We start from the raw sequence: 19,369 nt of genomic DNA on the forward strand, positions 1-19,369 counted from the left end.
TCGTGTTCCGTTCGTGAGCGAGGTTGCAGAGCAACCTCGCCACACTCGGACCGGCCACCGCCCCATTCCGCACCGAACCGCTACCGAGTGGATGAACGATCACAACCCTCAATTCGGCTCGCTCCCTGGAAGGGGTATGGCGGTCGCGGACCTCCTCGTGGTTCTCGGGTGGCAGCTGCTCGTCGTCGGCGCGCTGCTCGGCTCCGCCTGGGTCGCCCTCCGACTCGCGGCTCCCGAACGCGGGCCCCGCGCCGTGCTCCGCGAGCGGTTCTATCTCGGGGTGCCGTGGGGCTCCCTGATCGTTTTCGGTTGGGTCCTCGCGGTCTACCTGTTCGTCCAGGGCGGGCTCTGGCACCCCGACGAGCCCCTCGCGGTCCCGTTCTCCGCGTGGTCGTACTTCTACCCGCTTGGAATGGCGTTCGCGGGCTTCGCCCACGTCGGCCCCGGCCACTTGATCGGCAACCTCACCACCGCACTCGTCTTCGCGCCGCTCGCGGAGTACGTCTGGGGGCACTTCCCCGAGAGCGAGGACGCGCGGATCGCCGACCCCCAGGTTCGGGCGTTCGTCGCCTTCCCCCTCGCCGTCCTCGCGGTCGGCATCGGGACCAGCCTCTTCTCATGGGGACCCGTGATCGGCTTCTCGGGCGTGGTCTTCGCGATGATCGGCTTCGTCCTCGTGCGCTACCCGATCCTCGCCGTGGTCGCGCTCGCGGCCAGGAGCGCCGTCAGAACCCTCTCGGACGCGCTGGCCGAACCCGTCGCCGTCGTCGAGGTGACCGCGAGCGTCTCCCCGCCGTGGTGGTACGGGATCGCCGTCCAGGGCCACGCGATCGGCTTCCTGACCGGCGTACTCCTGGGGGCGGCGTTGCTTCGCCACCGTCGGATCCGACCGGACCCCCGACGGCTCTGGTTCGGCACCCTGCTCGTGTCCCTCTCGCTGTCGCTGTGGGCCGTCTGGTGGGTTCGCGGCGAGGCGACCTACGTGCTCTTCCAGGCGCTCGGGCTCGTGCTGGTGTTCGCGCTGGCGGCCCTGGTCACCGCCGCGGTGACCGCGGACGACCGGCCTCTCTCCCAGTCCCAGTTCGGAAACGTGGCCCGGAGACGGGCCGCGCTCGCCGCGCTCGCGCTCCCGCTGGTGGTCATGTGTCTGATCGGCGTCCCGCTGAACCTGGTGGCCGTCGACGAGGAGCCCCGCGAGGCGGCGCTCGACGCCGGCGATTACACCGTCTTCTACGACGAGGAGGTCGAGGACAGGATGTTCTCGGTCGTCGAGGTCGAGGCGTTCGGTGAGACGACCGACGTCACTACCAGCGGCGTGATCGTCACTAGCCCCGAACGCAACGTCTGGGGCCAGGAGGTCCCCGCCGCGGAGCTCGAGACCCACGGCGATGCAACCGTTCGAATCGGCGGGCTGACCTGGAGCGAGACCGTCGAGGTCGAACGATCGGGCTGGGAGGTCGGCGACGAGGCGGTCTACGCCGTCTGGCTCGAAAACGACGGCGAGCGGGTCCACAGCTACGACTCCGAACCCGTCAGCCCCGACGTCCTCCTCGACGGCCGGACGATCACCCTCCATACCGAGTCGGGAACCTTCTACGTCGAGGTCGAGGGCGAGGGGGCGACCGAGTACGCCGAAGTACCCGATGAAGGCGAGGTCCGCGGGGTGAACGGCCTCGCGATCGGGAACGACGACGATCGACTCGTCGCGAGCGACGGCGCCAGCGCCGTCCCGATCGCCGAGGCGGAGCGCTACACCCCGCGCCAGGAGGACCTGTAACACTCCGCGCGGATCGTCCGCGATTCCTCGTCGTGGAAGTCGAACTGGCGATCGATCTCGAGGGCGAGCTCGTAGGCGTGGGTCACCCGTCCTCCGTTGTCGGCGACGAACGACTCGACGAACTCGCGGCTGCCGGCGTTGTGGATCGAGTAGACCACGTCCGCGATCTCCAGTGCTCCTTCGAGAAAGCGTTTGTCGGCACCCCGGTTGCCGTGCTGGGCGCCGAACGGCGGGTTCATGAGCACGGTCGCGCCCGAGAGCCGAAGCGGGAGGCGGCCGCCGTCGCCGAGCAGCCAGTCGGGCCCTTGAGAAGGATCGACCCGGCGTTCGTTTTCCTGGGCCGTCGCGAGCGCCCCGCGGTCGGCATCGAGCCCGACCACCCGTTCGGGCGTCCGCAGCGCGGCCCCCAGCGCGAGCATTCCAGTTCCCGTTCCCAGGTCGACCACCGTCCCCTCGAGATCGCCCTGGAGATCGGCGAGGTGGACGAGCTGGGCGGCGACGTCGGCGGGCGTGGGGTACTGCTCCAGTTCGACGCGCGGCTCGTCGAACCCCCGAACGCGGGAGAGGCGCCGTTCGAGCGCCCGCTTGCTGTCCATGCGGGGGCGAGGGGAGGAACGAAGAGAAAGCTTAGGGTTCGACCGAGAGCGGGCCGTCGATCTCGAGGACCACGCCGTCGCGCCGAGCACGCTCGGCGCAGGCGGCGAGTGCGGGGCGGACCTTCCGCTCGTCGGCGACGTCATCGAACGAGACCGTGAGCGTGCCGGCCCCGAGGAAGGCCGCGGCGCGGATGTGCTCGCGGATCCGTTCGGCCTCCTCCTGGGTCGACAGCGAGCAGTCCTCGTCGAAACAGGCCTCGACGGCCAGGTTGGCGGGGACGAGCCGGTCGGCGGCCAGCTCCTCCTTGAACTCGCGCAGGTAGTCGGGCGCGGTCGAGTCGAGCCCGTCCGCGTTCAGACGGACGGGGGTGGTCTCCTCGGATCGACACGGCTCGACCGCGGGACGCTGTAGCGTACTCATCTTGTACGCTCATACATAGTGGATATACAAAAACCTTTGTGCATGCACAGCGGTAATTCCGAGGGCTCACCGAGGGCCGAACACTAAGCGGACGGGTCCCGAGCAACCGGTATGGCCGAACTCGATCCACAGGCCGCGGCGTTGCTCGAGACGATGGACGCGATGGGACAGCCGCCGGCGTACGCCCTCTCGGTCGAGAGCGCGCGCGACCGGCTCCGCGAGCTCATGGCGAACCAGGGCGAGGGCGAGCCCGTCGACCGCCTCGAGGAGTTCTCGATCGGCGGGCCCGAACGAGCGATCCCCGTCCGCCTCTACGCGCCCGCCGGCGACGACCACCCTCTCCTGATCTTCTATCACGGCGGGGGCTGGGCGGTCGGCGACCTCGAGACCCACGACCCGGTCTGTCGTCGTCTCGCGAACGCCGCCGACTGTGCGGTGCTGTCGGTCGACTACCGCCTCGCGCCCGAACACCCGTTCCCGGCGGCCGTCGAGGACGCCTACGCGGCCCTCGAGTGGGCCGCCGAGTACGCGGGTCGGATCAACTGCGATCCCTCCCGACTGGCCGTCGGCGGCGACAGCGCCGGGGGCAACCTCGCGGCGGCCGTCTCGCTGATGAGCCGGGACCGCGACGGCCCCGAGATCGCCCACCAGTCGCTGATCTACCCCGCCGTCGCCTCGCCAGCCGTCCACGACTTTCCGAGCTACGAGGAGAACGCGGAGGGCTACATGCTCGAGGCCGCGAGCGTCGAGTGGTATCTCGAGCGCTACCTCCCCGATCCCGTGGACCACAGGAACGCCTACGCCGCGCCGCTGCTCGCGCGCGACTACTCGGAGCTGCCCTCGACGAGCGTCCTCACGGCGGGGTTCGACCCGATCCGCGACGAGGGCCGCGAGTACGCCGACCGGCTCGAATCGGCGGGCGTCGAGGTCGAACGCCACGAGTACGAGGGGATGATCCACGGGTTCGTGAACCTGCTCGACCACCTCGACGCCGCGGGCGAGGCGCTCGACGCGCTTGGGGCGGACCTCGACGACGCGTTCGAAAAGTAGGTGCTGCTCGTAGATCGAATGGAAAACGCTGCAGGGCGGACCGGCGCGGCTTCGCCGCGCCGGCTTTTTAGTCCAGGTTTTTGTGGTGAGTGGTACGCGAAGCGTACCCGAGCCAGAAAAACGTGGGTTTCTACCAAGTACCGTGGAACGTGTCGAACTCCAGGGCGTCGAGCGGCTTGTTCCCGACCGCGATCTCGTACTCGCCGGGCGTGAGCATCGGCTTGTGGAACTGCGGGCCGTCGTCGGTGGTGATCCGGGGACAGCCGGTGTTGACGAACGCGTCCATGTCGAAGTTCCGCAGCCTGTCGGGGGTGACCTCGTCCATCGTGATCAGGTAGGCGTTCTCGTTCTCCTCGACGATCTCCTCGGCCTGATCCCAGCGACCCTGGCCGATCTTCGTACAGAAGATGACGCCCCACTTCTCGGCGTCCATCGCGCGGTGGACCGCGCCGTAGCGCTGTTTCATGAACTTCTCGGTATCAGCCACCGTCACGACGTTGTTGACGGGGTCGGCGATCACGACGTTCTTCTCGGGGTGTTCCATCGCCAAGCCGAGCGGGTGGAACTTCCCGCCGCCGACGTAGAGCACGTTGTCGGCGTCGATGTCCGCCGAGGCGTAGTTGCAGCCCAAGACCTGGCCCTCGTGGGTCAGCCGGTCGTCACCCTTGCGGGTGTGGACCTCGTAGCCCCGCGACTCGAGGAACTCGCGCATCTCCTCGAAGCGGTTCATGTGCTGGGCGGTCGTGACGAGCCCGACCTGGTCGCCCTCGATCTCCTCTAAGGACTCCTCGATGATCGGCAGTACCTCGACGTTCGAGAAGAGGGGAACGTAGATGATCTTCTCGGACTCCTTCATCGGGGAGTGGCCGAAGTGGACGAAGACGTCCGTGCGGCGCATCAGATAGGTGTCGAGGTCGCAGGCGCCGTAGCAGGGCTGGCCCGACATCATCACGGTGACGTCCTCGGGCAGGAGCTCCCGGAGGTCGTCGGTGACCTTCGGGCCGCGGCGTTTGAGCCCCTCGGGGAACTGCAGGCCGACCTTCTTCGCGTCGCGCTCGTCGACGGCCTCGACGATCCGCTCGAGCTCGTAGTCCCACTCCCGGTCGTGTTTCAGGGACATGCCCGTGTTCCGCAGATCGCCCTCGGAGAACTCGTTTCGGCTCATTACCCCGTATATCGGTCGTGGGCGTTTAACGTCGGCGCTTCGGGGGCGGGTTCCGGCAGGTTGAAACGGCCGGCGTCCCAAATATGGACGATGAGCGTCGAAACCCAACCCAGCGCCGAGGAGACCGGCATCGAGGAGCTCGGCCGCGAGCTCGGCGAGGCGATCGCCCGGACCGAGGAGTACGCCGCCTACGAGGAGGCCCAGCGGGCGGTCAAGGAGAGCGAACACGCCCAGGGCAAGATCGACGAGTTCGAGTCGCTGCGCCAGGAGTTCATGCTCGCGCGCCAGACCGGCGACGCCACCCAGGAGGACCTCCAGCGCCTCCAGTCGGCCCAACAGGAGCTCCACGAGATCCCCGTGATGGCCGACTACCTCGAGGCCCAGGCGGAGCTCGACGCGAAGCTCGAGGCCGTCAACGAGGCGATCTCCGCGCCCCTCGACGTCGACTTCGGCGAGCAGGCCGGCGGCTGCTGTCAGGACTAGCTCACTCGCCGACGTAGCGCCAGCGCCGCTCTTCCTCCGTGGGCGCGGACACGCCCGGAAGCTCCTCGAGCGAGCCTGACCCCCGGACACAGTCCTCCCAGAACCCCTCCGCGGAGTCGTAGCCGACCTCGTCGGGATCGACCGTCGATCGGAGCTCCTCCTCGCTCGCGGTCCCGTTCTCGCGGAGGTACTCGTAGAGCGCGCTGATCTCGGCCTCTCGGCGTTCGAGGACTTCCCCCTCACCCGGCAGCTCCATCGCGTCGATGAGGCTCGGGATCGTGGGGTCCTCCGGGATCTCCTCGGGCGTGGCGTCGGCCCCCTCGTGTGGCGTATCCGACGTCCGATCCCCTTCGTCCGTGTTTTCCGGACTCATGTCTACCCGAATGGGGATCTCGAGGCAACATAAATCACGGGGCGGGCCTGTCGTGATCGGACGTCCGCTTCGACGTCCCGCCGCGCGACAGCACAACACTTACCCTCGTAGTGGTAGCACTCGGTCGTATGTCACGGAGCGACTGGGGCGACTGGCTCGTCCGCGAGGTAGAGGAGAGTTCTCCCGACGGCGTCGCGGTCTGGTATCTCGGCTGCAACGGGTTCGTCCTGAAGGCGAGCGACGGGACCACCCTGTTCATCGACCCCTATCTGGGGACCGGCGACCCGCCGCGCACCGTGAGAATGATCCCGATCCCGTTCGATCCCGAGGACGTCTCGGAGGCCGACGCGCTGCTCGCGACCCACGAACACGTCGACCACGTCCACGGCGAGAGCCAGGCCCCGATCCTCGAGAACACCGGCGCGACCATGTACGGCCCCGAGGACAGCCTCGCGGTCGCCCGCGAGGAGGAGGCCTGGGGAGAGGCGTGGGACCTCGACGACGACCAGTTCGTCGACGTCTACGAGGGCGAGACCCACGAGATCGGCTCCTTCACCGTGAACGTCGAACCCGCGAACGACCCCGACGCGACCCAGCCCGTGAGCTACGTCATCGAACACGAGGCCGGCACCTTCTTCCACGGCGGCGACGCCCGCCCGGGCGAGTTCGAGTCCACCGGCGAGGACTACGACATCGACCTCGGGGTGCTGGCGTTCGGCACCGTCGGGACGATCCCCGACAAGGAGACCGGCGAGCCCCAGCGAACCAAGTGGTACAGCGACGAGACCCAGATCATCGAGGCCGCGAACGACCTGGGGCTCGACCGGCTGCTGCCGAGCCACTGGGACATGTGGAAGGGCCTGACGGCCGACCCCAAGAACCTCCAGCACCACGCGAAGGGCTTCGAGTACCCCCGACGGATCGAACCCGTCGAGATCGGCGACCGGGTCGACCTCTGATCAGAGTTACCTACTATTTTATATAATTTGAATTATATGTAGTTGTATGGAATCGAAAGAAACTCCCCGGATCGAGGCCGAGGGCGTGTCGGTCACGAAACGGTACGAGCCCGAGGAGTTCGCGGTCCCGACGATCGCGTTCGAGATCCGCTCGACGCGATCGACTGCGGCCGAGGTCAGGATCGAGGAGCCGCTCCCCGAGGGATACCCCGTTGAGGGGGTCGGGTTTCACCCGAAGTACGACAGCGAGCGCTGGACGGCCCACCCCGACGGCCGGCTCGTCTTCGAGAGCCGGATCGAACCCGAGACGACGGTGGTGACCATCTATGGGCTCCGGATCGAGGACGACGAGGCAGCCGCCGCGTTCATGGCCGAACCCGACCTGACGGTTCGGGCCCGGTCGCCCGAACCGGACCCGGCGATCGAGGTCGTCGCCGACGGGACCGGCGAGACGCTGCCGGTCCCGGTCAGGCTCGTCGAGGACCGGGTGACCGAATCGCCGGCGACCCCTGGTGGGAGCGTCGCGGCGGCGCTGGCGGCCGAGCTCCGGGCCGGGGTCGTTTCGAGGGAGGACCGTGAGGCGCTTCGGGAAGCGCTCGATGCGGGGGGATCCGAGAGCGAGCGCGTCCGGGTCAGTCACCTGCAGGCGCGCGTGAGCGACCTCGAGGCCTACACCGCCGCCTTCGAGGGGTTCCTCGACGAGAACGGGATCGCCGAGGCGCTCGTCGAGGAGCTCCGGAACGGACTGGAGGAGCTCCGGGCGGACGTCGAGGAGTTCGGTACCGAGGTCCGCGCGCTCGCCGGCGAGCAGCGCTCGGCGCTCGACTCGGTGGCAGTCGAGATCGACGCCCTCGCCGCGGAGGTCGACGACCGCGGGGACGTCGCGGCCGACGTCGACGCCGTGAGCGACGACCTCGACGCCCTCTACAACCAGGTCGACGAGCTCCGGGCATGGCGCGAACAGATGGGTGCGGCCTTCGGCGGCAGATAGCCCGGTGTCGTAACCCGTTTACCGGAGAACCCCGTTATAGGGACAATGACAGCGACGATCCCGGTAGCCGTCCCCCGCAAAGGTCGGCCGCTGGAGGCGGTGCTCGAACGGCTCGCCGCCCGGATGGACGCGACCGAGGTGGCCGACGAGATCTGTTCGACGCTCCGGTACGAGAAGGCGATCACGAAGGGCACACAGACGCCCGAACACGGCGTCTACGACCGACTCGCCGAGTACAGCGACCTCTCGGACCCGACCCGCCCGGAGTACACCCTGCTTCGCGACGACCGCGAGGGCAACCCCCGGCGGGTGGTCTTCGACAGCCTCACCCTCGAGGACGGCGACCTCCGGCTCCAGCTGATCGGCCGCGAGGAGCCCTTCCGCGCGCTTCGAACCCACGAGTTCGCGCTGGGCTTCGACAGCGCCGACCTCGTCCTCGAGGAGGTCGTCGAGCTCCGGCCCGAGCCGGTTTCGACGATCAACGACATCAACGCCCGGATCGACCCCCGCGACACGGACGTGCGCGTCGTCACCGGCCTCGGCGACACGGTCCACCACACCCTGCTCGGGCGGCCCGACGTCGGCGAGGAGTTCACCCGCGAGTTCCTCGGCGGCTACGAGGGCCCGCTGTGTATCTCGCCGCGCTACGAGCGGCTCGTCCGGGCGGTCCTCGGCACCGACGTCCTCGAAGGGATCGAGTTCAAGTACCCGACCTCCGGGCGCGAGGAGGAGGCCGACATCGCCGACGTCGGCCTCGGCGTCTACCTCACCGTCACCGGCTCGACCGCCCGCGAGCACGGCCTCCGGGTGGGCGAGCGCCTCTTCCCCAGCGAGACCGTCCTCATGGAGAACACCCCCGAGGCCGACCGCGACGCGGTCCGGGACGTGAAGGCGCTGTTCGCCGAGGCGGAGTTCGAGACCGAACTCCGCGTCTGAACGGCCGATAGGAACACGACGATCGTCGAATTTGACGGTGCTACTCGCCCTCGTCGGGCGTCCACTCGCCGCCGACGCGGTCGACCCCCATCATCCCCTCGCCGGCGTGTTCGGTGAAGACGACCTTCATGTTCGGGTCGGGGATCGCCCAGGCGTCGTTCGCGAGCTCCATCACCGCGAGCGCGAACTCGCGCTTCGCCTCGAACTCGCGCCCCCCGCGTATCTCGGCGTCCAGCACCAGCGCGGGCTGGTCGGGGTCGGCCCGGCCGATGGAGAGCTCGGCCTCGGTGCGCTCGCGGATCACCACCGCGACGTGGTCGGTGCCGGTCTCCATCTGCTCGGCGTAGAGCTCGCGGACGCGGCGGGCGAAGGCGCGCTTCTCGCCGGCGGTCATCGCCGCGCTGGAGTCGAACTGAAGCAGCGGCATCGGGATCAGAGCCCCTCCGCGAGCACGCTGATCGGATGGGGTGGTTCCTCGTCGGCGAGGTCCTCGAGCTGGCTCCGACAGGAGGCGCCGGGGGCGATGACGCGGTCGCCGTCGCTCTCCTCGACCTGCTCGACGAGGATCGAGCCGATCGCCTCGCTCATCGCGTAGTGGTCGTCTTCGTAGCCGAAGGAGCCCGCCATCCCACAGCAGCCCGAGTCCAGCGCGTCGACGTCGTAGCCCGCCCGCACGAGTACCGCCGCGGCGTGGACGTCCTTCTTCATCGCCTTCTGGTGGCAGTGGCCGTGGTAGATCAACGACCCCTCGCCCTCGGGCACGTCCAGGTCGAGGGCGTTGACGTACTCCATGACGCCGAAGGTGTTGACCGCGACGCTCTCGACGGCGTCCCGCGGGGTGGAACGACCGCCTTCGCCCGCCCCGCTCGCCCGCCCGAGCAGCTCCCCCACCCGCTCGCGCCAGGACTCCGAGAGGGGCTCGTCCTCGTGGCTCGAGTGGTCGCCGACGACCTCCGACTTGCGCTCGTCGCGCCCCGCGTCCTCGCCCGGGATCAGGTCGAGGTAGTCGTGCTGGAGCATCACCGCGTCGGAGGGCTCGGGGACGACGACGTCCCAGCCCTCCTCGATCCGGGGCGCGAGCGCCGCGACGTTGGTCTCCGCGCGCTCGCGGGCGAGGTCGAGAAAGCCCTTCGAGTAGGCGGGTCGGCCGCTGTCGACGACGCCCTCGGGGACCCGCACGTGGACCCCCGCGTTCTCGAGGACGCGCACGGCGTCCCGGCCGACTTCGGGATGGTTGTGGTTCGTGTAGGTATCGGGAAAGAGCAGGACCTTCCGGTCGGCCTCGCTTTCGCTCACCTCCGGGCCCCGGTCCTCGAACCAGTCGACGAACGTCTCGCCGTGGAACTCCGGCAGCGTGCGCTCGCGGGCGATCCCGATCGTCTTCTCCATCGCGAGGCGGGCGCCCGGGATCGCGGGCAGCCAGTTCGAGACGGGCGCGGTCGCGCTGCCCAGCTTCGAGAGGGTGTCGATGTTCGCGAACAGCCGTTCGCGGGGGCCGGCGCCGGTCCGCTGGTGGTGCTCGTGGGTCAGCTCGACCTTCAGCTTCGCCATGTCCACCTCGCTCGGGCAGTCCTTCGCACAGCCCTTACAGCCGATACAGAGGTCCATCACCTCGGTGACGAACTCCTCGCTGAAGGCCTCGCCCTCGGGCATGTCGCCGCTCATCGCCTGGCGCAGCGCGTTCGCGCGGCCCCGCGTCGAGGTGATCTCCTCCTCGCTCGCCCGGAACGTCGGGCACATCACGCCGCCGGTGGTCTCCTGGGGGCCACGACAGCCGCCACAGCCGTGACAGAGCTCGGCCATCCCCTGGAAGCCGTTCTCGTTCTCCCAGTTGAGCTCGGGCTCGAAGCCCATCTCGAACTCGTAATCGGGGTCGAACCGCAGGTTCTCGCTCATGTCGAAGTCGCCACAGACCGAGCCGGGATTGAGCAGCCAGTCGGGATCGAAGGCCGTCTTGAGGTCGCGGAAGACCTCCCACAGGTGCTCGCCGTAGAGCTTCCTGTTCCACTGGGTTCTGGCCCTGCCGTCGCCGTGCTCGCCCGAAACCGACCCGCCGAGTCGAGCGACGGCGTCGGTCACCCGATCGGCGATGTCGACCATTCCGTCGACGCCGTCGACGTCCTTGGTGTTGATCAGCGGGCGGACGTGCAGCACGCCGGGGCCGGCGTGGGCGTAGATGCTCGCGAACGTGCCGTTGTCCTCGAGGATCTCCTGGAACTCGCGGGCGTACTCCGGGAGGTGTTCCGGTGGTACGGCACAGTCCTCGATGAAGGAGATGTGTTTCTCGTCGGAGGTCCGCGAGAGCAGGATCGGCAGCCCGCTCTTTCGCATCTTCCAGAACAGCGCGCGCTCCTCGTGGTCGTGGGCCTCCATCGCCGCCGTCGCGTTGATCGGGGCGTCCGTTCCGACGGGGTCGTCGCCCGGCTCGCCCTCGCTGTCGGCCTCGGGCATCCGATCCGCCAGCAGGCCCGCGACCTTCTCCATCCCCTCGGGGTCGTCCTCGGCGTAGAACTCGACGAGCAACACGGAGGAAGCCTCGGGCGGCAGCATCGAGACGACGTCGGCGAACTCCTCGGTCTCGCGGGCCAGATCCAGAAGGACGTCGTCCATCACCTCGACGGCCGAGGGGTCGTGTTCGAGGATCGGCGCGACGTCCTCCATCGCCTCGATCAGCGTGTCGTAGGTCAACAACGCCATCGCCTTCGTCTCGGGCACGGGCTCGAGCGAGACCTCCGCCCGTGTGACGATCGCGAGCGTCCCCTCGCTTCCGGCGAGCAGGCGCGCGAGGTTGATCGATCCCTCGCTGACGGCACCCTCCTCGTCGGTCGCGCGCTGGACCTCGCGGGCCTCGTCGATCAGCATGTCGAGGTTGTAGCCCGAGACGTTGCGCTTCAGGTCGGGGTAGGCCTCCTCGACGTTCTCGGCCTCCTCCTCGATGATCCGCTGGACCGCGGCGTGGATCCGCGCCCCGAGGTCTCCTTCCGGGTCGGCCCGCTCGTCGAGCTCCTCGGGGGTGATCTCGCCGAAGGTGGTGCGGGTGCCGTCCGCGAGCACCGCCTCCACCTCCTCGATGTAGGCGTCGGTCTTGCCGTACTTCAGCGAGTGCGAGCCCGTCGAGTTGTTGCCGATCGCACCCCCGAGCGCGCTCTTGTCGCCCCACGCGGGGTCGGGCGCGAACTTCAGGTCGTGGGGTGCGAGCGCCTCGTTGAGGTCGCCCAGGTAGACGCCGGCCTCGGCCGTGGCGCGCTTCGCGTCGGGATCGATCCCCACCACCTCGTCCATGTGGCGGGTGAAGTCGAGCACGACCGCCTCGTTGACCGCCTGGCCCGCGAGGCTCGTGCCGCCGCCGCGGGGCAGCACGGGGATCCCGTGCTGCGCACAGTGGCGCATCACCGTCTGGACGTCGCGGGTCGAGGTGGGAAAGACCACGCCGATCGGCGTCATCTCGTAGGCGCTGGCGTCGGTCGCGTAGAGCTCCTTCGAGTACTCGTCGAAACGGACGTCGCCGCCGACGAGCCGCGGGAGCGCCGAGAGCGCCTCCGGAACCGCCTCGTCGTCGCGGGTGTAGTCGTACGTCGCGCGGCCGTCGCGCGCCGGGGGGGTGTCCGCCATCGGATCCGGGTTCGTCGCCATGTCGGGCGTTCACCCGCGACGGTCATTACTCTGTGGATCGTTCCCGGCGACCGCGTCGGTCGGCTCCAGCTGGTGGACCGGGTAGCGCCCGTCGGCGGGCCAGCCCACCGCGACGACCTTGCAGGGCTCCCCGAACGGGTTGTGGATCACGTGGGCGCCCGCCTTCCCCTTCTCGAAGGCCACCGCCTCGTCGACGCCCATCTCGAAGCCCTCCTCGGCCGTCTCGACGCGGCACCGCCCCTCGACGACGAGAAAGAGCTCTCGCTGGTTCTCGTGGTAGTGGAAGTGGTTCTGCGAGAGCCGGTCGTCGGGCTCGAGGACCGCGACGTTGAAGTTGAACGTCCCGATCCCGAGTTCCGGGGAGAGCTCCCAGCGCTCGCCGGGCTTCTCGGGGTTGGTCGCCGCTTTGGACAGTGTGACGTGGTGCCATCCATCAGCCACACCGGGTCCACGGGACCCGTCGGCTAATGGGTTTCCTCGTAGGAGGCGAGCTCGACGAGGTTCCCGTCCGGGTCGCGGACGTAGACCGACCGCATCGGCCCGCGCGCGCCGTACTTCTCGACGGGGCCGTGAACGACCTCGACGCCGTGGTCTTCGAGTCGGGCCGTGATCTCCTCCACATCGAGTTCGGAGATCAGACAGAAGTCGCCCGAGCCCGGCGCCGGCGCGCGGGCGTGGGGATCGAACTCCCCGCCGGCCTCGTGGAGGTTGATCTTCTGGTCCCCGATCTCGAGTGCGGTCCGGTCCTCGGGGCCGAACGTGACGACGGTCGCGCCGAGGACGTCGCCGTAGAATTCGCAGGTCGCGTCGACGTCCTCAACGGTGAGGACGAGGTGGTCGATGCCGGTGAGCTGCATACGTGGACCGCGACCCGAGGAGGGATAGCGCTGTGGGTCAGACCCGGTCGATCTTGCGCTCGAGATAGGGCTTGAGGAACGGCCCCACGAGGATGAGGAGGATCAGCACCGAGAGCAGGAACGACAGCGGGCGGTTGAGCGGGTCGACGAAGATCGCGTAGTCGCCGCCGGAGATCTGCAGCGACCGGAAGAAGTTCTCCTCGGCAATCGGCCCCAGCACGATCCCGAGGACGAACGCGATCACCGAGTAGTTGTACTGGACCATGTAGAAGCCGAGCACGCCGAGGACGACCACCGCCATCACGTCGAACCAGTTCTGGTTCAGCGTGTACGCGCCGGCAAAGGAGAGCACGACGACCGCCGGGATGATGACGTTGGTGTCGAGCTCGGTGAGCCGGCTCGCGTACGGGATGACCGTCAGCCCGACCGCGAGGATCAGGACGTTGCCGAGGAACAGCGAGATGAACAGCGCGTAGGTGATCTGGAGCTGCTCGTCGAACAGCACCGGCCCCGGCTGGAGGCCGTGCATGAGGATGCCCCCGAGCAACACCGCGGTCGAGCCGCTGCCCGGAATGCCGAACGAAAGGGTCGGGATGAGCGACCCACTCACAGTAGGGTTGTTCGCCGCCTCGGGGGCGATCACCCCGCGGGGGTCGCCCTCGCCGAACCGGCCGTCCTTCGCGGAGGAGCGGGCTTCCTCCGCGTAGGCGACGAACGTCGAGGTCGTCGCGCCCGAGCCGGGGATCATCCCGATCCCCATGCCGATCAGCCCGGACTTGACCGTCGTCTTGGGGTACTTGAACACCGTCCGTACCCCCTCCTTAATGCTCCCGCCGAGGGAGACGTCGGCCTCGGCGATCTGGGACTTGGCGGCAAGCTTCATCATCTCCGCGAACGCGAACATCCCGATCAGGGCCGCGACGAAGTCGATCCCGTCATAGAGGCCGAACTGTCCGAACGTGTATCGGGGGCGCGGGCTCAGGATGCCGGTCCCGATCGTCGAGATCATGAAGCCGAGCGCGCCGGCGACCAGCCCTTTGACGATCGAGCCCTGGGTGACGATCGTGATCAGCGAGATGCCGAGGATCGCGAGCAGGAAGTACTCGGGCGATCCGAATGCGAGGACGACCTGGATCAGGACCGGCGAGATCAGGAGGAGGATGATCGCCGCGAGGAAGCCGTTCAGCGCCGAGGCGGTCGTCGCGATCGCCAGCGCGTTCTTCGCGAGCCCGTTTTTCGACATCGGGTAGCCGTCGAGCGTGGTCGCGGCCGCCGACTCGGTGCCGGGGGCGTTGATCAGAATCGCGGCGATCGATCCGCCGAACATCGCGCCGCTGTAGATGGCGATCAGCAGGATCAGCGCCATCGTCGACTCCAGGGGCAGCGTCAGCGGCAGGACGATCGCCATCCCGACGGGCGAGCCGATGCCCGGAAGCGCCCCGAGGACGATCCCGAGCAACAGCCCGACGGTGAGCCAGAGCAGCGCCTCCGGCCCGATCGCGATCGACAGCCCGTCGAAGAAGGCGTCGACCGCCACGTCAGATCACCCTCGCGCGTACCGCCGCGACGGACCCGGCCAGTTCGGGCGAGACGAACCACAGCGCCTCGAGGACGAACGGGAGGAACGGGCTGAAGTCGAAGATCTCACCCTGATCGAACGGGAGGATGAGGAACTCCATGAAGAACCAGACGATGGCAGTCGCGAACACCGCCAGCCCCAGCCCGACGTACCACCTGATGCGGAACCAGGTCGTGTACGCCCAGACGAACGGCAGGGTCACGAACAGGAAGCCGGCCGCCCAGCCGGCGGCGAGATACAACACCGACATCACGACCATGAACACGGTGTCGTTGACCCCGTAGCCGTACTCCTCGCCCAGTCTCGGCGGGCGCTCCTCGGTCGTCGTCTCCTCTTCCTCGACCGTCTCCTCCTGATCGTCGAGTATCGAGTCGTCCGCGGTCGTGACCGACATGTCCTCTGCGACGAACGTCCGGAGCGGGCCGGGGAGGTAGTCCTGGATCAGCAGCAACACGCAGCCGACGAACACGACCCCGGCCATCATCTGCGGGAAGACGCGCGCGTCGGCCGGGTAGTCCTGCACGATCGGTTCGATCAGGAAGACCGCGCTGAGCCCGATCAGAGCCAACAGCATCACCTGCTCCGCCGTTACCCCATCGAACCGCTCCTTTGTCGACATTGTTGATGTAAGTGAGATGGACCGGTCGATGCCGGCGCTGCTCAGTTGTGCTCCTCGATGAGCTCGATCACGTCGAACTCCTCGTAGGAGTCGAACGCCTCCTCGACGATCTCCTCAGCCCGCTCGGGCCCCTCGTGGTAGACCGGATTGCCCGTCTCGTCGGACCACTCCTGGGTCCGGTCGTCCTCGACGGCCTCCTCGAAGGCGTCGGAGAGCCACTCGTTTCGGCCCTCGGGGGTGCCCGGGGGCGTGTAGACGCCGCGGAACAGCCCGCCGACGAAGTCCATCTCGTCGCCCTCGACCTCGTCGACCGCCTCGTCGATGCCCGGGATGTCGGGATACACTTCGGTCCCCCCGCTGAGGAACGAGACGACCGGGAACGCGTTGCCGGCCTCGACCGTCGAGCGCGTCCCCGCGTCGGTCCCGATCCCACAGGGGACCTCGCCGCTCGCGACCGCCTCGGCGACCGGCCCCGTCCCCGTGTACTGGGGACGTTCCTCCCAGTCCCAGAACTCGTACTCGTATCTCGCGAGCAGCGTGATGATGTCCTGCGGGCTGCCGGGCTCCTGGATGCCGACCGAGGACATCTCGCCGGCCTCGAACAGGTCGAGGACGTCCTGGAACGAGTCGACCTGGTCCTCCCACTCCTCGTTGACGATCAGACACCACGCCGACTCGCCGAACACACAGACGCCCTCGGGATCCCGGATGTCGAACCCGGGGTCGTCGAGCAGCTGCGGGGCGACCTCCAGCGGCGTCGCGCTCCCGAGGATCGTATGGCCGTCGGTGTCGGCACCCATCAGGTCGCCGTAGCCGTTGAGCCCGCCGGCGCCCGGCACGTTGTCGATCTGGATGTTCTCGCCGACGGAGTCCGTCAGCGCCTCGACGATCCCGCGCGCGTAGACATCGGTACCGCCCCCCTGGTCGTAGGGGACGATATAGCGGATGTTCTGTGAGGCTTCCCAGTCCTCGTCCTCGTCCTCGCCACCCCCATCGTCGTCGGCCAGACAGCCGGCGAGGGTCGCTACCGATCCCGCGCCGGCCAACTGGAGAAACCGGCGTCGTCCCGGCCGTACCGTGCTCCTTGTCTGTTCGCCCGCCGTCGGTTCGTGCTGTCGTTCGCTCATGGTTCTGTAGCACCCGACCCTGTCTTGCCATCTACCCTCCCCGGCCGCGCGCCGATCGTCCGGCGCCACGTCCTTGTGTTCCGGTAACGCACGTCAGGGTCTCACTATCACGATTATAGACGGACAATATAAAACTTTCTACAAGGATTCGGCGCTGGGATCGGTGGTGCGTCTCGTCGGCGGTTCAGTCGCCCGAGCTCCCCGATCCGAGCGGGTTCGGACGCAGCTTTATATGCAACGCACGTCAACACGGACCATGGTGATCGTCGCAGCGATCGACAGAAGCGATAGATCGAACGCCATCGTTCGGGAGGCAGCCAGGCTGGGCGAGGCGTTCGACGAGCCCGTCGAGGTCGTTCACGTCCTCACGCGCGAGGAGTTCGTCTCCCTCGAACGGACGAACGTCAGCGAGACCGGCGAGGCGGTGCCCGTCGAGGGGGTCGTCGAGACCGCCGAGGGGATCGCCGAGGAGGCGATCGGCCGGGCCGGCGTTACGGCGACCGCCGTGGGCCTCCTCGGCGATCCGGCCGATGAGATCGTCGAGCACGCCCACGATCGCGACGCCCGGTACGTCGTCGTCGCCGGGCGGAAACGCTCCCCGGTCGGGAAGGCGCTGTTCGGCAGCGTCGTCCAGTCCGTGCTGCTGGGTGCGGAGTGTCCGGTCGTCTCGCTGCGCACCGAGGCGGACGAGGACTAGAGCCGTTCTGAGAGCGCGTCGACCATTTCTTCGGTTCCTGCCGACCCACCGAGGTCCGGCGGCGTCGGTGCCGAATCGTCGGCCAGCACCTCCCGAACTACTTCCCAGAGGTCCTCCGAGACCCCCTCCTCGCCGACGTTCTCGAACAGCATCGCCCCCGAGAGCACCGTCGCGATCGGATTGGCGACCCCCTCGCCGGTGATGTCGGGAGCGCTTCCGTGGACCGGCTCGAACATCGAGGGGTACTCGCCCGAGCGGTTGACGTTTCCGGAGGGTGCGAGGCCCATGCTGCCCGTGACGATCGCGCCGATGTCGGTCAGGATGTCCCCGAAGAGGTTCGAGGCGACGACCACGTCGAACTCCTCGGGCCGGCGGATGAAGTCCATCGACGCGGCGTCGACCAGCAGGCTCTCGACCTCGACGTCGGGGTAGTCCTCGCGGACCTCTTCTACTAACTCGTCCCAGAACACCATGCTGTAGGCCTGGGCGTTCGACTTGGTGATGCTCGTGAGGTGGCCCTCGCGTTCCTGAGCGGCCTCGAATGCCGCCCGGAGGATCGCCTCGGTTCCCTGGCGGGTGAACACCGAGGTCTGGATCGCGATCTCGTGGTCGAAGCCGACGTGTTCGCGCCCGCCGACGTCGGAGTACTCGCCCTCGGTGTTCTCGCGGAAGACGACGAAGTCGACGTCGCCGCCCTCGTAGCCCGCAAGCGGGCTCTCGACGCCCTCGAAGAGGATCGACGGGCGCTCGCAGACCTGCTGGTTGAACTCCTTGCGGATGGGCAGGAGCAGGCCGTGGAGGGTGACGTGGTCGGGGACCTCCGGATGGCCGACGGCACCCAGGAGGATTGCGTCGCTTTTCTCCAGTCGATCGAGCGCGTCGTCGGGCATCATCGCGCCCTCATCGAGGTAGCGGTCGCTGCCCCAGTCGTATTCGGTGAACTCTACCTCGACGCCGTGGCTCTCCGCGACCTCCTCGAACAGCGGCAGGGTCGCCTCGACGACTTCCGGCCCGATCCCGTCGCCGGGGATCGTGGCGATCTCGTAAGACATGTACTCGCATACTCCCGGGGAGAGGATTAAGCCGTTACGGAGTCGGAGCGCGAGGAATCAACCGTTGCGGCGGCCGGCGCGAGGGCGGTCGCCATTCCCGGCGACCGCCCGAGCGGGGCGGGGAAAGGCTGGCGTCCCGAGCGAGCGGTTCTGACCTGAACCGCTCGCAATGCGGCCTGGTGGAAATGAAAAGGGCGAGCGAGGAACGCCAGTTCCGAGCGAGGGCTTTCTTGAGGAAGGTTTTTCAACGGGCCATGCGGTGTACTGCCATGGCAAGCCACACGGCCTACGAGAGCATCAGCGTCGACGTCGAGGACCGGGTCGCCATGATCGAGTTCCACCGCCCTGAGGTGTACAACGCGCTGAACGACGCGGTGATGCTCGACCTCTCCAGGGCCTTCGACGAGATCCAACTCGACAGGGAGATCGACGCGGTCGTCGTCACCGGCGAGGGCGAGGACGCCTTCTCTGCTGGCGCCGACATCACCGAGTACGCCGGCCCTGCGGAGGAACACGCCCACCAGGAGGACCGCCAGGAGCTGTTCTACGAGATGTACCGGAAACCCCTCGAGTGCCACGCGCCCGTGATCGCGAAGGTCAACGGGTACTGTGTGGGTGGCGGGCTGATCTTCGCGATGTTCTGTGACATGCGCGTCGCCGTCGAAGGGGCGAAGTTCGGCGTGCCGACCGCGAACATCGGCCAGATCCCCACCGGAGGATCGAACAAGCGCGCGATCGAGCTCGTCGGGGAGGCGAAGGCGAAGGAGATCGTCTTCACCGCGGGGTTCATCGACGCCGCGGAGGCCGAACGGATCGGCCTGGTCAACCACGCTGTCCCGCGCGAGGAGCTCGATTCGACGGTCGAGGGGATCGTCGAGGGCATCCAGAGTACGGGTCGAAAGGCCGTGAAGAACTCCAAGCGCGCGCTCAACTACGCCGCGGAGGCGCCCGACGCCGAGACCGCCCGCGAGTTCGAGGCCGAGCTCTGGTGGGAGCAGTTCGCCAGCGACGAACGGCGCGAGCTGGTCGACGAGTTCAACGAGGGTGAGTGACC

At 68.1% G+C, this 19,369-nt stretch carries 20 protein-coding genes; 8 read left to right on the forward strand and 12 right to left on the reverse strand.

What is annotated here, in order from left to right; genetic code table 11:
- Positions 1-136: 136 nt before the first annotated feature.
- Positions 137-1,777, forward strand: coding sequence for a rhomboid family intramembrane serine protease (locus tag WOA58_RS14625; RefSeq protein WP_340605003.1), 1,641 nt, complete (start codon positions 137-139; stop codon positions 1,775-1,777).
- Here the strand turns inward: WOA58_RS14625 and WOA58_RS14630 are convergent.
- A complete protein-coding gene (locus tag WOA58_RS14630; protein ID WP_340605004.1) occupies positions 1,750-2,373 on the reverse strand; it encodes an METTL5 family protein in 624 nt (207 codons plus the stop codon). The genes WOA58_RS14625 and WOA58_RS14630 overlap by 28 nt on opposite strands.
- Positions 2,374-2,404: 31 nt before the next feature.
- A complete protein-coding gene (locus WOA58_RS14635; protein ID WP_340605005.1) occupies positions 2,405-2,794 on the reverse strand; it encodes a hypothetical protein in 390 nt (129 codons plus the stop codon).
- Between the two features lie 111 nt (positions 2,795-2,905).
- Between WOA58_RS14635 and WOA58_RS14640 the strand changes: the two genes are divergently transcribed.
- Entirely contained in the window at positions 2,906-3,844 is a 939-nt protein-coding gene (locus tag WOA58_RS14640) for an alpha/beta hydrolase (protein WP_340605006.1), read from the forward strand.
- 130 nt (positions 3,845-3,974) lie between these two features.
- Here the strand turns inward: WOA58_RS14640 and dph2 are convergent, their stop codons facing one another.
- Positions 3,975-5,009 (reverse strand): diphthamide biosynthesis enzyme Dph2, encoded by a 1,035-nt coding sequence (dph2, locus tag WOA58_RS14645; RefSeq protein WP_340605007.1) that lies wholly within the window; start codon positions 5,007-5,009, stop codon positions 3,975-3,977.
- A gap of 90 nt (positions 5,010-5,099) precedes the next feature.
- On the opposite strand from dph2, the gene WOA58_RS14650 reads away from it, so the two are divergent.
- Entirely contained in the window at positions 5,100-5,492 is a 393-nt protein-coding gene (locus WOA58_RS14650) for a YlbF/YmcA family competence regulator (protein WP_340605008.1), read from the forward strand.
- Position 5,493: 1 nt separating this feature from the next.
- On the opposite strand, the gene WOA58_RS14655 is transcribed toward WOA58_RS14650, so the two are convergent.
- A complete protein-coding gene (locus WOA58_RS14655; protein ID WP_340605010.1) occupies positions 5,494-5,865 on the reverse strand; it encodes a hypothetical protein in 372 nt (123 codons plus the stop codon).
- Between the two features lie 128 nt (positions 5,866-5,993).
- Between WOA58_RS14655 and WOA58_RS14660 the strand changes: the two genes are divergently transcribed.
- Genes WOA58_RS14660 through WOA58_RS14670 form a run of 3 tightly spaced genes read left to right on the forward strand, consistent with a single transcriptional unit; the run spans position 5,994 to position 8,751 of the window.
- Positions 5,994-6,824, forward strand: coding sequence for an MBL fold metallo-hydrolase (locus tag WOA58_RS14660; RefSeq protein ID WP_340605011.1), 831 nt, complete (start codon positions 5,994-5,996; stop codon positions 6,822-6,824).
- A gap of 46 nt (positions 6,825-6,870) precedes the next feature.
- Positions 6,871-7,815 (forward strand): hypothetical protein, encoded by a 945-nt coding sequence (locus WOA58_RS14665; protein ID WP_340605012.1) that lies wholly within the window; start codon positions 6,871-6,873, stop codon positions 7,813-7,815.
- A 45-nt stretch (positions 7,816-7,860) separates the two neighbouring features.
- Positions 7,861-8,751, forward strand: coding sequence for a hypothetical protein (locus WOA58_RS14670; protein WP_340605013.1), 891 nt, complete (start codon positions 7,861-7,863; stop codon positions 8,749-8,751).
- A 40-nt stretch (positions 8,752-8,791) separates the two neighbouring features.
- On the opposite strand, the gene WOA58_RS14675 is transcribed toward WOA58_RS14670, so the two are convergent.
- Genes WOA58_RS14675 through WOA58_RS14705 form a run of 7 tightly spaced genes read right to left on the reverse strand, consistent with a single transcriptional unit; the run spans position 8,792 to position 16,566 of the window.
- On the reverse strand, positions 8,792-9,178 hold the full coding sequence (locus tag WOA58_RS14675; protein ID WP_340605014.1) for a tautomerase: 387 nt from the start codon (positions 9,176-9,178) through the stop codon (positions 8,792-8,794).
- A 5-nt stretch (positions 9,179-9,183) separates the two neighbouring features.
- Complete coding sequence (locus tag WOA58_RS14680) at positions 9,184-12,384, reverse strand: FAD-linked oxidase C-terminal domain-containing protein (protein ID WP_340605015.1); 3,201 nt, start codon at positions 12,382-12,384, stop codon at positions 9,184-9,186.
- Positions 12,385-12,393: 9 nt separating this feature from the next.
- Positions 12,394-12,825 carry a cupin domain-containing protein gene (locus tag WOA58_RS14685; RefSeq protein WP_340605016.1) on the reverse strand — a complete coding sequence of 144 codons (432 nt, stop codon included), beginning with the start codon at positions 12,823-12,825 and terminating at the stop codon, positions 12,394-12,396.
- A gap of 23 nt (positions 12,826-12,848) precedes the next feature.
- Positions 12,849-13,241, reverse strand: coding sequence for a VOC family protein (locus WOA58_RS14690; protein ID WP_340605017.1), 393 nt, complete (start codon positions 13,239-13,241; stop codon positions 12,849-12,851).
- A gap of 37 nt (positions 13,242-13,278) precedes the next feature.
- A complete protein-coding gene (locus WOA58_RS14695) occupies positions 13,279-14,778 on the reverse strand; it encodes a tripartite tricarboxylate transporter permease (RefSeq protein ID WP_340605018.1) in 1,500 nt (499 codons plus the stop codon).
- Position 14,779: 1 nt separating this feature from the next.
- Complete coding sequence (locus WOA58_RS14700) at positions 14,780-15,439, reverse strand: tripartite tricarboxylate transporter TctB family protein (protein ID WP_340605019.1); 660 nt, start codon at positions 15,437-15,439, stop codon at positions 14,780-14,782.
- A 41-nt stretch (positions 15,440-15,480) separates the two neighbouring features.
- Positions 15,481-16,566, reverse strand: coding sequence for a Bug family tripartite tricarboxylate transporter substrate binding protein (locus tag WOA58_RS14705; RefSeq protein WP_340605020.1), 1,086 nt, complete (start codon positions 16,564-16,566; stop codon positions 15,481-15,483).
- A 256-nt stretch (positions 16,567-16,822) separates the two neighbouring features.
- Between WOA58_RS14705 and WOA58_RS14710 the strand changes: the two genes are divergently transcribed.
- Entirely contained in the window at positions 16,823-17,263 is a 441-nt protein-coding gene (locus WOA58_RS14710; RefSeq protein WP_340605021.1) for a universal stress protein, read from the forward strand.
- On the opposite strand, the gene WOA58_RS14715 is transcribed toward WOA58_RS14710, so the two are convergent.
- Entirely contained in the window at positions 17,260-18,315 is a 1,056-nt protein-coding gene (locus tag WOA58_RS14715; protein WP_340605022.1) for an isocitrate/isopropylmalate dehydrogenase family protein, read from the reverse strand. The genes WOA58_RS14710 and WOA58_RS14715 overlap by 4 nt on opposite strands.
- A gap of 269 nt (positions 18,316-18,584) precedes the next feature.
- Between WOA58_RS14715 and WOA58_RS14720 the strand changes: the two genes are divergently transcribed.
- Complete coding sequence (locus WOA58_RS14720; RefSeq protein WP_340605023.1) at positions 18,585-19,367, forward strand: enoyl-CoA hydratase/isomerase family protein; 783 nt, start codon at positions 18,585-18,587, stop codon at positions 19,365-19,367.
- Positions 19,368-19,369: the final 2 nt, after the last annotated feature.

Source organism: Halalkalicoccus tibetensis (assembly GCF_037996645.1).
In the GTDB taxonomy this organism is placed as follows: domain Archaea; phylum Halobacteriota; class Halobacteria; order Halobacteriales; family Halalkalicoccaceae; genus Halalkalicoccus; species Halalkalicoccus tibetensis.